Source organism: Arthrobacter humicola (assembly GCF_039531445.1).
GTDB lineage: Bacteria > Actinomycetota > Actinomycetes > Actinomycetales > Micrococcaceae > Arthrobacter > Arthrobacter humicola.
The window spans coordinates 53,325-68,402 of record NZ_BAAAQB010000041.1 but is presented as its reverse complement, the minus strand read 5'-3'; the positions used below and the strand labels follow the sequence as shown (position 1 = coordinate 68,402).

General features: G+C 67.6%; 14 protein-coding genes. 5 read left to right on the top strand and 9 right to left on the bottom strand.

Going from position 1 to position 15,078, the window contains the following annotated elements:
• On the top strand, positions 1 to 932 hold a 932-nt coding region (locus ABD243_RS16915; RefSeq protein ID WP_344367550.1), incomplete at its 5' end, for a cation:proton antiporter.
• Positions 933 to 953: 21 nt separating this feature from the next.
• Here ABD243_RS16915 and ABD243_RS16910 read toward each other — a convergent pair.
• On the bottom strand, positions 954 to 1,664 hold the full coding sequence (locus ABD243_RS16910; RefSeq protein WP_344367549.1) for a DNA alkylation repair protein: 711 nt from the start codon (positions 1,662 to 1,664) through the stop codon (positions 954 to 956).
• 114 nt (positions 1,665 to 1,778) lie between these two features.
• On the opposite strand from ABD243_RS16910, the gene ABD243_RS16905 reads away from it, so the two are divergent.
• Together ABD243_RS16905 and ABD243_RS16900 are read left to right on the top strand one after the other, a co-directional pair.
• Positions 1,779 to 2,405 carry a DUF4430 domain-containing protein gene (locus ABD243_RS16905; protein WP_344367548.1) on the top strand — a complete coding sequence of 209 codons (627 nt, stop codon included), beginning with the start codon at positions 1,779 to 1,781 and terminating at the stop codon, positions 2,403 to 2,405.
• 208 nt (positions 2,406 to 2,613) lie between these two features.
• A complete protein-coding gene (locus tag ABD243_RS16900) occupies positions 2,614 to 3,777 on the top strand; it encodes a glycoside hydrolase family 16 protein (RefSeq protein ID WP_344367547.1) in 1,164 nt (387 codons plus the stop codon).
• A gap of 16 nt (positions 3,778 to 3,793) precedes the next feature.
• Here ABD243_RS16900 and ABD243_RS16895 read toward each other — a convergent pair whose 3' ends face one another.
• On the bottom strand, positions 3,794 to 4,447 hold the full coding sequence (locus tag ABD243_RS16895; RefSeq protein WP_344367546.1) for an aspartate/glutamate racemase family protein: 654 nt from the start codon (positions 4,445 to 4,447) through the stop codon (positions 3,794 to 3,796).
• Positions 4,448 to 4,770: 323 nt separating this feature from the next.
• On the opposite strand from ABD243_RS16895, the gene ABD243_RS16890 reads away from it, so the two are divergent.
• The gene (locus ABD243_RS16890; RefSeq protein WP_344367545.1) at positions 4,771 to 5,103 is read left to right on the top strand and encodes a hypothetical protein; all 333 of its coding nucleotides are present in this window, start codon (positions 4,771 to 4,773) and stop codon (positions 5,101 to 5,103) included.
• Between the two features lie 104 nt (positions 5,104 to 5,207).
• Here the strand turns inward: ABD243_RS16890 and ABD243_RS16885 are convergent, their stop codons facing one another.
• The 6 genes from ABD243_RS16885 to ABD243_RS16860 all read right to left on the bottom strand — a co-directional run bounded on the left by ABD243_RS16885 (position 5,208) and on the right by ABD243_RS16860 (position 8,711).
• Positions 5,208 to 6,191, bottom strand: a complete 984-nt coding sequence (locus tag ABD243_RS16885; RefSeq protein ID WP_344367544.1) for a dienelactone hydrolase family protein — start codon at positions 6,189 to 6,191, stop codon at positions 5,208 to 5,210.
• An 85-nt stretch (positions 6,192 to 6,276) separates the two neighbouring features.
• Positions 6,277 to 6,705 (bottom strand): nuclear transport factor 2 family protein, encoded by a 429-nt coding sequence (locus ABD243_RS16880; RefSeq protein WP_344367543.1) that lies wholly within the window; start codon positions 6,703 to 6,705, stop codon positions 6,277 to 6,279.
• Between the two features lie 163 nt (positions 6,706 to 6,868).
• Positions 6,869 to 7,090, bottom strand: a complete 222-nt coding sequence (locus tag ABD243_RS16875; protein ID WP_344367542.1) for a hypothetical protein — start codon at positions 7,088 to 7,090, stop codon at positions 6,869 to 6,871.
• Positions 7,087 to 7,644, bottom strand: a complete 558-nt coding sequence (locus ABD243_RS16870; protein WP_344367541.1) for a zinc-binding dehydrogenase — start codon at positions 7,642 to 7,644, stop codon at positions 7,087 to 7,089. The genes ABD243_RS16875 and ABD243_RS16870 overlap by 4 nt, the downstream gene beginning before the upstream one ends.
• Positions 7,645 to 7,656: 12 nt before the next feature.
• Entirely contained in the window at positions 7,657 to 7,869 is a 213-nt protein-coding gene (locus ABD243_RS16865) for an alcohol dehydrogenase catalytic domain-containing protein (protein WP_344367540.1), read from the bottom strand.
• A gap of 95 nt (positions 7,870 to 7,964) precedes the next feature.
• Positions 7,965 to 8,711: a TetR/AcrR family transcriptional regulator gene (locus ABD243_RS16860; RefSeq protein WP_344367539.1), complete on the bottom strand. Its 747-nt coding sequence runs from the start codon at positions 8,709 to 8,711 to the stop codon at positions 7,965 to 7,967.
• Between ABD243_RS16860 and ABD243_RS16855 the strand changes: the two genes are divergently transcribed.
• Positions 8,628 to 11,192 carry an alpha/beta fold hydrolase gene (locus ABD243_RS16855; protein WP_344368070.1) on the top strand — a complete coding sequence of 855 codons (2,565 nt, stop codon included), beginning with the start codon at positions 8,628 to 8,630 and terminating at the stop codon, positions 11,190 to 11,192. The two genes, ABD243_RS16860 and ABD243_RS16855, sit on opposite strands and share 84 nt — an antisense overlap.
• A 12-nt stretch (positions 11,193 to 11,204) precedes the next feature.
• On the opposite strand, the gene ABD243_RS16850 is transcribed toward ABD243_RS16855, so the two are convergent.
• On the bottom strand, positions 11,205 to 14,675 hold the full coding sequence (locus ABD243_RS16850) for an Ig-like domain-containing protein (protein ID WP_344367538.1): 3,471 nt from the start codon (positions 14,673 to 14,675) through the stop codon (positions 11,205 to 11,207).
• Positions 14,676 to 15,078: the final 403 nt, after the last annotated feature.

The following is a 15,078-nucleotide window of genomic DNA, read 5'->3' as shown; positions in this document are numbered from 1 at the left end:
CCGCCGCGGCGGCAGCGGTCGTCGGAACCGGCATCGGCCTGCTCTTCGGGACTGGACATGCTCCCCTCTACGTCGTGCTGCTGGCGTCCTCGTCGGCCGCGCTGGTCCTCCCGATCGTCGATTCTCTGCGCCTCGGCGGACCCGACGTCGTTTCCATGACCGCACAGGTGGCGATCGCTGACATAGCCTGCATTGTGGCGTTGCCGCTCCTGGTGGATCCGCCGCACGCGGGCCGGGCGGCCCTGACCGTGCTCACGGTGGCGGGCTGCGCTGTGGCGCTCTTTTTTATACTCCGCTGGCTGGAGAGCACGGGAATCCGCGGCCACGTGCACCGGCTCTCGGAGAACCGCAAGTTTGCCCTCGAGCTGAGGATCCAGTTGGCGGTGCTGTTTGCCCTGGCCGGTGTCGCGACTTTCGGCAACGTGTCCGTGATGATGGCGGGCTTTTCCTTCGGCCTGGTGGTGGCGGCCGTCGGCGAACCGAGGCGGCTGGCCCGGCAACTTTTTGCCCTCAGCGACGGCTTCCTGGGCCCGCTGTTCTTCGTCTGGCTGGGCGCATCCCTCACGCTCAAGGACCTGGCCGGGCATCCGGACATGATTGCGCTCGGTCTGGCACTGGGAGCCGGAACGTTGCTGGCGCACGCCGGTTTGGCCTTCCTGGGGCTCCCCCTGCCGCTCGGCGTGTTGTCGGCGGCCCAGCTCGGCGTGCCGGTGGCAGCTGCGAGCATCGGCACGCAGCTTGACGTCCTGTTCCCCGGCGAGGCAGCAGCCCTGCTGATGGGTGCGTTGATCACCATCGCCGCGAGCGCCGTGGCCGGGTCACGGGCGGCCAGGAGGTTCGCGCTGCCCGCGAAGGCCGGCGGCGGCTCAAGCGAAGCCGGCAGCACCGCCGACCAATCTGATCCAGGCGATCCAAACGCTCCGAAGCACTGAACAAGATCGAGTAAGGGAACGTCACCTTCCGACGGGCGTGAACTGTAGCTCGGGTCTCCTCTTGGCCATTTCCGCCAGGACCCGCGTTACGGCGTCCCGCACCGCCGCGGCGTCGTCGGTTGTGGCGCCGTCGGCCTCCGTGTCGGAGTCGAACGTGAAACCCGCCGCGTCCTCGCCGAGCACCGCGCGCGCGTGGCGGACGAACCTGTCCCAATCCCCGGCGCCGGCGCGCAACGCCATGAGCGGCGAAAGGAGCGCGGCCCGGCGCAGCCAGGGATCGGGCTCGCGCACCCACCGGTCCAGCACGCTGTCGGCCCGCACCCTGCCCAGGACGTCCAGACCGTCCACGAGCGGCCCGACGACGTCGACGGCGAGCGGATCCGCGAGGTCCGGCAGCCGAGCCTCCCGGATGAAGCCCTCCAGCCGGGTGAGATCCGAGTTGGTCAACAGCTTCACGTTGTCCTGCAGCAGCACGACTGCTGCGAGGCGGCGCTCGAAGACCGGCACCGCCCAGAGTTCGGAACTCAGTGCCGTGATCTCATCATGCGCGAGTCCGGAATACCGGCGGCCGGCATCCCGGACGGTCCCGCGCACGGCACCCACGGAGGCGCCGTAGAAACCGAGGCCACCGCCCCCCGGATTCTTTCCCAGCCCGTACCGCAGCGCCTCCGCACGGCTCCAGGAACCTTCCCGCTGCAGCGCGAGGTCAATGAAATCGCCAGCATCACTCACAGGTCCATTCTTTCCCCTCGGCGCGCGGGCGGGAAAACGCGTAATCGTGCCCCGCCGGCTGCGCCTACCTAGACTGATTGGGACAAGTTTCCGATTGAAAGCGGTTCTCCAGCCATGCACACCACCACCAGGCACCCCAAGCTGGCACTTGCCGTCGCACTTTCCGCCGTGACGTTGGGGGTGGCGTCGTGTGCTGCTTCCGGGCCGCCCCCCGAGGTGCCTGCCACGTCGGCGGCGCCGACGACCTCCACAGCCTCCGCCGCCGATTTTGGCCTCGACATCGCAGGGGCTCCCGGACGGATCGCCCAGGCCGGTCTCTCGGTGCTGACAGCCGAGGGGAACGTGGACCACTACCATGCGCATCTGGACGTGCTGAAGGACGGCAAGGCCGTAGCTGTGCCGGCCAACATCGGCATCACGGCCGGCCCGGACAACAGGGCCAACGGCATCTCCGCGCTGCACACCCACGACACCACCGGCGTGGTGCACATCGAGTCCCCCACTGCCGGCCAGGTCTTCACCCTCGGGCAGCTCTTCACGGAATGGGGCGTCCTCGGAGGCAGCGGCGCCCCGGGCACCGGGGCGGGATCGCTGGACGGGTGGACCCTCTACGTGAACGGCCAGAAGTACGACGCCGGCATCCGGGACCTCCCGTTGAAGGCACACGACGAAATCGTCCTGAGCTACGGCACTCCCCCGGCAAAGATCCCGGCCGCCTACGATTTTCCGTCTGGAGAATGAGGGGGCGCCGGCCGCCGCATCCGATCAACCCGCCCGACTCCGCCACTTGCGGCGACAAGCGCAGGTTTGCGGGCCAAGGTAACGATCCAGTAACGTAGGCGACTGGCCGCGAAGGCCTGGCCCGAACGCAGGGCCCCGGACTGCCCCTTGCCGGGCCCGGTTGCGCCGTTCGGCGTCTGCTCGCCCGTGCCCTTGCGGCAGGGGCCGGATGAAGCTTCCCGCACTGGCCGCCGCCCTGGCAGCGACGGTTGTGTGCGCCAGTCACCACGCCCGGAGGGGTCCGTTGTTCACGAAATCACCGTCCAAAGATGCACCGTCCAAAGAAGCACAGTTCAAGACGACACACTTCAACAAAATCGCCATTGCGCTGACCATGGGCGCACTGTCCCTGACCGGGTGCGGCGCTGCTCCCACGGCAGGAGCCGCAGCCCTTTCCCCGGCCAGCGAGGCCTCACGTCCTGCCGTGGCGTCGACGCCGTCGGCGGCCGCAGCGACTAAGGCGCCGGCCACCGGGTCTGCGCTGAAGCCGGTCGGCGGGTCGGCCACTGCAGCGGCAGATCCCGGAATCGTGGCGGCGCCGGCAGTCCCCGCCACACCCGCAGCCGCACCGGTCGATCCGGCCGCAGGGGGTGCCGCTCCGGCGGCAGCCGCCGCGGGTTCGACGTCGGTCGCGCCGGCCGCCGCGCCCGTTTCCGCCCAGGCCGCCGTCGCCGCCACTGGCGACGGTTCGCAGGCCGCCACGGCCCGGGGCTGGGGTGCGGTTGTCGCGGGCGACGAGTTCTCCAACACGGGCGCCCCGGACTCCACCAAGTGGAGCGTCTTCAACGGAACCGGACATGCCGGAAAGGGCCTGCGCAGCCCGCAGGCGTGGTCAGTTGCCAACGGCGTGGCCACAGTGAGCGGTAACTCGGCCGGCACCACGGGCGGCATGTCGGCCAAATTTGCGCAGCAAAAGTACGGCAAGTGGGAGACTCGCATGCGGACCAACGCCCGGGACCCGAAGTACCATCCTGTGCTGATCCTGTGGCCGAACAACAACACCTCCCCCAACTGCGCCGAGATCGACTACGCCGAGGGCAGCACCAACACCGCCCAGATAAAGTTCTTCCTGCACTATGCCTGCAGCGGCTCGAACTTCCAGACCACGGCGGCCACGACCATCGACACCACCCAGTGGCACAACTATGCCGTCGAGTGGACTCCTGGCGGCATCACCGGCTACATCGACGGCGTGAAGACCTTCTCCGACACGAACCCGGCGCACCTGCCCTCCGTGGGCATGCACCAGACGCTGCAGTTGGACTGGTTCCCTGACGGATCAGCCACCAAGCCTTCACAGATGCAGGTCGACTGGGTCCGCGTCTACAAGTAGGCCTCGGTCGCCGGCTTCAAACCTTCTGGACTTCGCGGGCAAACACCGCTGAGACGAGCATGGAGCCGGCCGCCGTCACGGCGTCGATAACCGGCACCCCGAGCCGGCGGCGGAGCACGTCCGCCATGCCGATGCTGCTCAGGCCCGTGCTCGCCTGGACAATGACGTCGGCGCCGGCATCAACCAGCATGTGGGCCGCGGCGAGGGCATCGAAAATCCCGGCGGGCATCAGGAACGCATCGGGCGTTTCGAGCCGCCCTTCGCCGTCAATGAGCAGCATGCGGTCGCCCAGCGACTCCGCGATCGGGCCCGGCACATGGGCGCCCAGTCCCAGGACCCCGATCCTTCCGCCGAACGTCAGCGCGGCGGCCGCGGCTGCGGCTCCCGCCCCGATGACCGGGATAGCCACGGCTGCCCGGGTTGCGGCCAGCCCCGGGTCCGACGTGCAACTGATAATCAGGGCGTCGGCCTCCCCGGCCATTTCCTGCGCCAACTGGACCACCTTGGGAGCCGCAGACTCGAGCGACGCCTGATCGTAGACGCCGGACGGCTGGTCCGGAATACAGCGGGAGGTGACGGTGAATCCGAATGCTTCCTGCAGGAGTTTGCCGTGGGCGTGGAGCAGGCGGCGGTCCGACGTCGTCATTACCCGGATCAGTCCAACACGCATGACGCACTACCTTTCCGAACGGATACCTTGCTGCGAGGCTACCCGGCGAGTATTTCCATGTGTTTTCGGGGAGATGACCAATGCACGCGGTGCCGGGAATTTTGGAGGTGGCGACCGCGGAGGCGGGGCCGCTCAAGGCCTCGACGCCGTAACTTGTGCATCAGCTTGGCAAAAACTTCGCTAGCACTGGGCAAGCGCGTCCGGCGCCGTTGTATGGTGTGTCTCGGTGGTCCGCCTTCGGATCCGGGTCCCATACCCGGGATGGGGGGAAGTCGGAACACCGGTTCCGGGCTCAGCCGGAACGTTGACCAAAGGAATAGCCCATGTCGGTGGAGCCGTCGTCCACTCCAGGACTCCAGGAAGACCAGGATCGCGATGACCTGGCATTCGGCGCAGAGCATGCCTCAGGTGCGGCCGGAATCCGACATCAGGCCGCCAGAATCATCGAAGCCGTGCTCGCCGACACCGCGCCGGAGCACGACCGGGCACGGGAACTGCTCCGCCGGCAGCTTGACGCCCATCCCGGACACCCGGAACGGGCGTTGGTGGAACACCTTGCCGCCTTGAAGGCTGTGGTTGGGACGTCTGACGCGGCGCATGGAGGGACGTTTGACGCGTCGTACCGGCACGAGAAGGACGCCGCCGTCGGAGAGTAATCTCGGCTGCGGTGGCTCTCCTAGTGTCTGTGATGTCCTGAGGCTGGAATGAACTGCCGGTGGTGACTCAAGGCCGCCCGGAGTGATGACTGGCAACCATGCCCTCAGACATACTTGCTGAACCAGGCCAGGGTGTCGTTCCACGCGGCGGTGGCCTGCTCCTGGTTGTAACGCTCTCCCGTGTCATTGTGGAAGGCGTGGTCCACGCCGGGATAGACCTTGAGCTCATGCCGGACCTCGGTTTTGGCCAGGGCATCCCGGAACGCCCGCATGGCGCCGGTGATCCGCTGGTCCAGTTCGGCGTAGACACCAAAGACGGCCGCCTTGATGGCCGCCGCCTTGTCCAGATCGGGCGCGGGTCCGTAGAACGCGGACGTAGCCTTCAAACCCGGGAGCGCCGTCGCCGCCTGCCAGGTGATTCCCCCGCCAAAGCAGAAACCGTTCATGGCGATCCGGCCCTGGTCGACGAAGTCCTGGGCACTCAGATAATCGAAGGCCGCGGCGAAGTCGGAGACGTGCCGCCGGGCTCCGGCCTGGATCAGCGCTCCCGGGATGGCGTCCGGGTCCATGCCCGCCGTTCCGCCTTCCCGGCTCAGCAAGTCCAGGGCCAGTGCCCCATACCCGGCCTTCGCGAAGCGGCGCGCCACATCCTGGATGTGCGGGGTCAGCCCGCGGTTCTCGTGGCAGACCAGCACGGCCGGGCCGGCCGGTCCATGATCCGGCCGCGCAAGGTAGCCGCTGATATCGGTGCCGCCAGCGGTGAGACGCACCGTCGCCGTCGTGAGTCCGGCCGCTCCCTCGGGGACGGACAACGGACTCTTGGCCCCCGGTACCGCACCCGCGGACGACGCACGTGTCCCTTGCCCCGACCCGGCCGAGGACCTAGCCGGCGTCGGCATAGGGTCCGTGCTGCGCGGAACTTCGTCGGGCGTGCAGCCGACCAGGAGCATCGCTGCCGAGGCTGTCGCCATGCTGCCTGTAATGAACGCCACCCGGCGCGTGAACGTGCGTTGGCTCATGGCGCCGGCCCGGTAATCGTCGAAGAATTCCTCAATCAGATACTTCTCAAACTTGCCAAGCTGGATCATGATGGACCTCCTGGACTTTGCCGTTCATCCTCCTCCGAAGGCCGACTCCCGGCAAGTGATGCGGCTCATCATGAGGCCAGCCCTATCAGTCCACGGGCCGCGCGGGCTGATCCGGCCGGCGCCCCGCCAACGACTGCACCGTCTCGGCGATCCCCACGTTTTCTCGTTCAAGCTCTTCCATGTACAGCCGTCCGCCTGTTATGAGGCCGTCCTCGACCTCGAAGATCGTCACACCACGCATGTCGAAGGGCCGTCCGTCGCTGCGGGTGCCGGCCCAGGTCCATTCGCTCCACGCGGTGTTGCCGTGGTCCGCCGAGCTGATCACCTCGGCGTGAAAATCCGGAATGCCAGCGAACATCGCTGCCCAGTTGGCGTGCATCTGCCGCCTTCCCACGAAGGCCCTGGCCGGGTGGGCCGGTTGCACGCTCTTGTAGGACTCATGGAACAACGCAGCCGCTGCCTCGAGGTCGTGGGCATTCATCGCAGCCAGCAGGCGTTGGATGACTTCGCTCAAGTAATCGCTCCTCCCCGCGGCAGGGGGCTTGCGCATATGCTCGTGCGCGGCTTTGTGCCCTGCCACGTTGTTGGTCGGGACTGTGCCCGGAAATCGGCGGGCCCCGAGCTTCAATCTACGCCCCGGGACTCCCCGCTTCCAGACCGCACTTCACCGGACGCCGCTATGGCTTGAGCACGATCCGAATCGGGTTGCCGTCCTTCTCGCTGAGCATCCGCACGGCTTCGGCGGCGTCAGCGAGCGGCATGATGCGGCTCACGGAGCGGGAGAACTCGATCCGGCCCAGCTCGTAGAGCGAGACGAGATCGGCCACGTCGGCGGGGGCCGAACCGTAGTGCCCGAGAATCTGCTGCCGGAGGTAGCTGAAGAGCGTCCCGTTGCTCACGTGCAGCGGTTGATCCGCCAGACCCACGAGGACCATCTTTCCGCCGGCGCCCAACGATCCCGCCGCCTGCTCCCTGACGGCCGGCCCCCGGCGAAGTCGAACGCCGTGGCGAGCCCGCGGCCGCGCGTCGCCGCACCCATGGCGGCGGTGAATCCGGCGTCGTTGGGGTCAAGGGCGACGTCGGCGCCGAACTCGAGGGCCCGGGCGCGGGCCGCTTCGAGCGGGTCGACGGCGATGATCGGAGCAGCGCCCACGAGCCGGAGCAGCTGCACCGCGTGGGCACCGAGACCGCCCACACCCCAGATCCCTGCCGGCTTGCCCGGCTGGATCCTGGCCGTCGAGGTGATGGCCGCCCACGGCGTCGAAACGGCGTCGGGGATGAAGCAGGCCTGTTCAAAGGGGAGGCTGTCCGGCAGCGGAACAACAGTTCCGGCCGAAGCGACTGCATACTCCGCCCAGCCGCCGTCGTAGTCCACGCCACGGGTCAGAACGGTGCCGCCGCGCTCCTCGCCGGCCTGGAGGAGCACCCGTTGGCCGAGCCGCAACCCCTCCACGCCGTCGCCGAGCTAGTCGATCACCCCGGCGACTTCGTGCCCGAGGGTCACGGTATCGCCCCGGAGGTACTGCGGCTTGAGCATTCCCTCGATGAGGTGGACGTCAGAGAGGCAGACGCCGGCCGCAGCGACGGCGATCCGTACTTGTCCGGGGCCGGCCTCAGGCTCCGGTACTTCCCTTACCGCGAACGTGGCGGTCCCAACGTCGAGTCGGCCTGCGAGCATGATCTCTCCTTCGAAAAGCGGCTGTGCGTGAGCGGAGTTTGCGCGGACTTCCCCGGAGTAATCCCGGGAGACTGAATCCTCAGGCGTAGGCATTCCTAAGGGTCAGCCGGCACCGCTCCGTAGATGCTGGTGAGCCAGATATGGAGCAAGGTCTCAACGGTGTCCTCAACGACGCCCGGGAGGGTTGCTGCCGGAAGCGCCGGTCCCATCGGGTGGAGCCCGGTCAGCGCCGCCGTGATGACGCGCTCGTTGAGCAGATTGAGCGCGCTGGCGAGCAGCCGCGGCTCCGGTCCGGCGGGTGAAGCGCCGCGGTCGCGTTCAGCCCCGATCGCCGCCGCTGCGGCGTCGATCCAGCGGTTTGTCAGCGTGGCCCACTCGGCAGCGAGTTCGGGTTCCGAGGAACGCGCGGCCGCAGCGGCCACCGAGACCCCGCGATGCGCCGCGAACGTCCCGGCGAAGGCTTCGATTGCCTTCCGCCAGGCGGCCGACGGCGCCGCGCTGAGGTCGCTGAAGACATCGGCCGTGCGCTTCTCGGCCTCGTGCGCCACCTGGTCCAGGAGGGTCAGCAGAACAGCCTGCTTCGAAGCGAAATAGAAGTAAAACGTCGGACGCGAGATGCCGGCGCCCCGGGCGAGGTCGTCGATCGTGACGTCCGCAAAGTCCTTTTCGCCGAGCAGCCGCTCGGCCGCGACCAGGATGGCCCGCTGGCGTTCGTCGCCGGACAGCCTGGCCGCCCGGCGTCCCCGGTTCGGGACGCCCTGTGCGGCGTCGTCGGGCGCGGCTTTCGCCGCCGCCGGTCCGGGCGACGGCGGCGCAGTTTCTGCGGCGGATGCTGGGTTCATGCGGTCAGCGTAGCATCCTCTCGACAGGATGTTGACTTCATCAACACCCTGTTCATAGACTGCGGGGAATCGGGGCGGCACCCATCGGCCGCGCAACTATTAGGGAGCACCATCATCGCCGAACATCTCGACGTCCTCATCGTCGGAGCCGGGCTCTCCGGCATCGGCGCCGCATGCCGCCTGACCACAGCTTTCCCGTCGAAATCGATGGCGGTCCTCGAGGCCCGCGAATCCAGCGGCGGCACCTGGGATCTGTTCCGCTACCCGGGGGTTCGCTCGGACAGCGACATGTTCACGCTCGGCTATCCGTTCCGTCCGTGGGAGACGTCGACGTCGATCGCCCCGGGCGCGTCCATCCTGCAGTACGTGCGCGAAACCGCTTCGGCCTACGGCGTTGACCGCCTGATCCGTTACGGTCACCGCGTGGTGAGGGCCGATTGGGCCTCCGAAACCTCGTTGTGGACGGTCGAGGTCTGCCGCGGCGCCGAGGCGCCGGTTACCTTCACGACCTCGTTCCTTTTCATCTGCTCGGGCTACTACCGCTACGACGAGGGCTACAGCCCAACGTTCCCGGGTCAGGACAGCTTCACCGGCGAGATCATCCACCCGCAGCACTGGCCGGCGGACTTCGACGCGACCGGAAAGCGGATCGTCGTAATCGGCAGCGGGGCCACGGCCGTCACCCTCGTTCCCGCGCTGGCAGCCGCCGCGGAGCACGTCACCATGCTGCAGCGCTCCCCCGGCTACATGGCCGTCCTCCCGGACACCGACGACGGTTTCGACACCCTCGTATCCCGGCATGTCCCCCGGCGCCTGGCCGGCGTCGTCTCGCGTTGGAAGGGGATCGCACGGGCGCTGCTGAGCTACCAGATCAGCCGGCGGAGTCCGGAAAAGATGAAGAGCATCCTGCGCCACCAGGTCACGAAGCGCCTGCCCGAGGGTTACGACGTCGAGAAGCACTTCCAGCCCAAGTACAACCCCTGGGACGAGCGCCTGTGCATCGTGCCGAACGGCGACCTCTTCAAGGCCATCCGCTCCGGCCGCGCCGACGTCGCTACCGACACGATCGAGACCCTCACGCCGGCGGGCATCCGGCTTGCCTCCGGCGCGGAACTGGCCGCCGACGTCGTGGTGACGGCCACCGGCCTGAATCTGCTGCTCTTCGGCGGCATGGCCCTCAGCGTCGACGGCGTCCCGGTGGACCCGGCAACGAAGGTCACCTATCAGGGCATGATGCTGGCCGACGTGCCGAACCTGGCCTTCGCGATCGGCTACACGAACGCGTCCTGGACCCTCAAGATCGATCTCGTGGTGCACTACGTGGCCCGGATCCTGCGCCACCTTGACCGGAGCGGTCACACCACTGTGACGCCGGTGGCCCCGCCCGACGTCGGCGAACTCAGGCCGCTGATCGACCTTACCTCCGGCTACATCCGCCGCGGCATCGACCAGATGCCAAAACAAGGCGCGCACGCGCCGTGGCGGCTGCACCAGAACTACCCCCGGGACGTCAGGATGTTCCGGCTGAGCCGGCTGCACGGCAACGGCTTGCTGTTCAGCGGACGTGCTGTTCAGTGGACACGGCGCAGCGGCTCGTTCAAGGAAACCCCGCAAGTTGGCGGCGTTGTGAGTGCGGACCCGGTGCTGGCGGCACCGCGGAGCATCGCCGTGGACGGCCGCCCGGTCTGCTACCGGGACACAGGGAGCGGGTTCCCGGTCCTGTTGCTCCATGGCATCGGCCGGAGCCTTGCGGACTGGGACGAGCAGCACACGCTGCTGGGGGCCGGCCATCGGGTGATCAGCGTGGATCTCGCCGGGTTTGGCGGCTCGACGGCGTTGCGCGGACGGCACACGCTCGACGTCCTGGCCGCGTGGGTCTCCCGGTTCCTGGACGCCCTGGACGCTGAAGAGGAGCTGGGTGCCGTCGACGTCGTCGGCAACTCGCTCGGGGGCGCCGTCGCGATGCGCTTGTCGGTGCTGCGCCCGGAGAAGGTGCGCCGCCTCGTGCTGATCAACAGCGCCGGATTCGGCGCGACCGTGACCCCGGCGCTGCGGCTGATCGCGGTGCCCGTGCTCGGCCGGCTGCTCCTGCGGCCCTCGCCGAAGGCCGCGTACCGGACGGAGCGGGCGCTCTTTGTGAACCGTTCCTTCGTTTCGCAGGAGCGAATTGCCGCGAGCGTGGCCCGCGGTTCGCAGCGGGGCGCCATGCGGGCTTTCCGCGAAGTGGCCTGCGATCTTGGCACGTTCAGGGGGATCCGGCCGAGGTGGCGGTCGCGCCTGATCGCCGAGGTCGCCGCGGCAGGGAAGCCCGTGCTGATCCTGTGGGGCGACTCCGATCTCATTCTGCCGGCCGGGCACTTGGACGAGGCCCGCAGATTGTTGCCCGAGGCCCAAACGCATCTGTTCGAGCAGACAGGACACATGCCACACATTGAACGGGCCCGGGAGACAGCCGGACTGATCCGGGAGTTCCTGCACTGACGCCTGGTATCGCTATCCGGTTACCTGCATGGCCGTCGAGTTCCAGGTGAGGCGGCCGTGCTGAAAATCTGATGCCCGGCCGATGGGAATCGAGTACTCGTCACTGGTTGGGTAGCCCAACCGGCTCGTCTCCCAGCCGAGGGACGCCCATTTGGCCCGGATCGCACCGAGGACAAAGTGAGCCCCGGTCGCGGGCGACCAGAAGATCGAATTCCCCCCCGAACCCGAGAAGTGGTTATACTTTCCCACCCCGTCCGCCGTCGCCTTTGTGTCAGTGGTCGGATAACCCAGACCTGTCTCCCAGCCCAGTGCGGCCCATTTGGTCCGGACCGCACCCGTGATCCAGTGCGCCCCGGTTATCTTTGTACAGTAGATCGACGACCCACCTGCACCGGAGAAGTCGCTGTACCGTCCCGCCCCGTCACTCGTGCGTTTTTCGTCGGTGACGGGATACCCCAGCGGCCCGGACTCAGCACCCAGTGCCCTCCACTTCGCCCGGATCGCACCCTGCACGACATGGGCTCCGGTTATCTTTGTGCTGTAGATCGATGACCCACCTGCACCGGAAAAGTCGCTGTACCGTCCCACGCCGTCGGCAGTGCGTTTCTCGTCGGTGATGGGATACCCCAAGGGCCCTGTCTCAGCACCCAGTGCCATCCACTTCGCCCGGATCGCACCCAGGACATAGTGCGCCCCGGTTGTCGGCGTAGCGTAGATCGAGGCCCCGCCGGAGCCTGAGAAGTGGCTATACTTCCCTATCCCGTCAGGCGATGCTTGCTCGTCGCTGGTCGGAAATCCGAGGAAGCCGGCGGCGCCGCCCAAGGCCTTGTAGCGGGCGTAGATCGCACCGATGACCGAATGAGCCCCGGTCGCCGGTGACCAGCAAATCACGCCCCTGTCGTAGTCCTGGCATTTCCCTCCTGCAACGTCGTATTCCAGGGTCAGCGAGCGGCCGAGGATTGACCCCGGACGTCCGGCGTTGGTCTTCCATGCGTAGGCCGCGATCGGGTCGTCGGTGCCGTTCCCGGTGAGCATCACCTTCAGCGCGCCCTGGCCGTCGTCGGCGGTGATCAGATAGTAGGTGTCCGTCGTCCCGGCCTGGCCGAAGGCCGACGGCGTGAAGGTGACGCTCTGGTATGCGGATTCACCCGCGGGAATCTTCAGTCCCTCGGCAATGGGTGTGGTGGTCGAGAAGGCTCCCTGCGGCGCCTTCGCCTTGGTGATGGTCATGGGCACGTTGCCGGTGTTCCGTATCTGGAACGCCCGTGTGGCCGAGGTCCCGACCGGGACGTCACCGAAGTCCAGCGAGCGCGGCATTTGCAGGTGCGCCGCTCCTTCAACGGCGGTCGCGGTTACCTTGACTGTCACCTTGCCGCGGTCACTGGCGACGACGAGCGAGTCGGTGACCGGCGTCGCCGTCGCGGGACTGAACATCATGGATACGGCCACCGACGCGAGGGGCTGGATCGTCTGACCCACGGCCGGGACCGTGGCCGGGTCGACGCTGAGCTGTGCGTTGACCGGCAAGGTGACGCCGGTGATCTTGACGACGGTAGTTCCGGTATTGACGATGTTGACCGTCTGCCGGCTGACCGTCTTGGTGGGTACGTCGGTGAACTGGACCAGGGCCGGGGTCGCGCCCAGGCCCTCCTTCGTGCCGACGCCGTGGACGCCGAGGAGGTCGGTCTCGCCGTCGGCGGTTTTGACGGTGAGCGTGCCATCGGCCTGTCCCGCGACCGTCGGCGAGAAGGTCACGGGAACCGTCATGCTGGCCCCTTTGGACAGCTTCCGGGGCAGCGTGAGCGTGGTGCCGACCTTGAACGGGGCACCGGCGGTGATGGAGTTGACCGTTACCGCCCGAGACGCCGTGATCGTCACGCTTCCGGTCACCGAGGAACCAACCTTGACCTGGCCGAGGTCGGTGTCCTTCGCCCCGACCGCTGATGTTGTCGGAGCGCCGAAGCCCAGGACGTGCCCGTCCCGGGTACCTACATACACACGGCCTTTGTCAGTGGCCACTGAGGAGAACTTGGCCCCCGTACCCAGAGGGGCACTGAACACTTCCTGGAGGTTCCCGGTGTTATCCGGGAGTGCACGGTAGGCGCGCAGTTCCGCGCCTGCCCCGGTGCCTCCGCTGACGTAGACCACCCAGACCAAGGCGGACGAGCCGTCCGTACCGGAGGACGTCACCACCGGGGAACCGGAACTGAACCCGAAGGTTCCGGCGGAGGTCCCGACGGCGGCGAGGCTGACGCCGCCGGTGGCGCCTGGCACGAGTTTGAAGGCCCGGAGATACCCGTTGCTCTCGACGACGTAGAGGTATCCGCCGGTGCTGGTCCCGAGAAACGCGGGCTTTCCCCATACTCCGCTGTACGGACCGGCTTTGTCGAGGACGGCGTCAGTTCCGCCCGGCCCTTGCGCCATGCCGCCCAGATTGTCGCGGTCCAGCAGGTACAACTGGCCGCCTTTGCCGATTTGCGCCATCAGGTGCGGGTGCGCCGCTGTGCCGTAGCCGTCCGGTATCCCGACCGGCGCACCGGACCCCAGATCGGCGTCGTTGCGGTTCAGTTTCGCGTTGTCCGCCGGGCTGAAGAAGTCGGTGGGCTTCAGGTTGCCGTCGGTGCCGACGCGGAGCCGGACCAGCGACTCCGCCAGGGTAGTGGGAGGCTTCGTGCCCGGGCCGGCCTTCGGCGAGATGCCGTTGCCGGTGGTGAGCAGGATCTGGCCGGGGCCGTCGGACACCAGTCCGCCGCCGGACTGCCAGATGCCGCCCTCCGCGTTGGCGTTGCCGGATTCGGTCGCCCACATCGTCGTCTGCCGCCCGGCCGTCGACACGCCGACGACGTAGCCGACGAACGGGGTGTAGTCGCAGTGGCTGGCGAATCCGGCGTAGACCACGCCGTTCAGGAGCAGCAGCCCGGGCCGCTGCATCGCGGTCATGGGGTTGAACGGGCGGGTGGGGTCGTTCGTCGGGGCGCCTTCGATGGTGACGGGAAATCCGGGCCGCTCCGCTCCTGTGACCGCGTCGAGGGAATGCATGTACCAGTGCGGGAGCTGTTTGGTTGCGCCGTCGTTTGTCTTCGCCAGCAGGAAGACGCTCTTCGTGGCAGGGTCATAGACCGGCGTCGACGTGATTCCGATATTGGGGGTGAGGTCACCGCAACTGACGGTCGACACCGGCCACGCCGGCCCGAGTTTGCGGGTCCATTTCTTCGCACCCGTGGCGCTGTCCAGTCCGTAGACGGCATTGTTTTCCGTCGCGGCGATCACGGTGCCGCCGACCACAAGGGGCTGGGCGTAGACCTGCCCGTCCACGGTTGCAGAGAACAGTTTGCCGAAGTTCGATGATGCGACCGCCGACGGCGAAAGCCCTGGCTCGTCTCTATCCCAGCCTGTCCGCAGCGAATCGGTGGAGATCGTCCCGACGTCCGCAGCGGCGATCTCGCTGACGGTCAGCCCGGCCAGTGTGAGCGAGGCCGACACGAGGGCGGCCCATGCGTGTCGGGACCACGGGCGGTGCACGGACTGCTTTGCCAGGAGCGTCGCCGCCCGTTCCTTCCGGGCATGTGGCGCCTCGCCCCTTCGCCCACCACGCAAACGGCCAGCGGAATGGCCGGACAACACCGAAGGTACTGTTTGATCATGCATGGTTGAGACCCGTTTCTGACCACTACATTGACTTTATTAACCCAGTACTCAGGAGCCTAGAAGTCGGGCAGGAACGGCGCGCGAGTGAGGCCTACTCGACTTCCACGGGGTGACTCTTGCTTTCTTGCGGGCGCTACTTGCCCGTCGTGCGGGCCCACCCGGCTGCCTACTTGCTGGGCCCGGATCCTCGCCCATCGCACGAAAGCCGCTACCTCGGTGGAAGCGGCTTTCGTCGTTT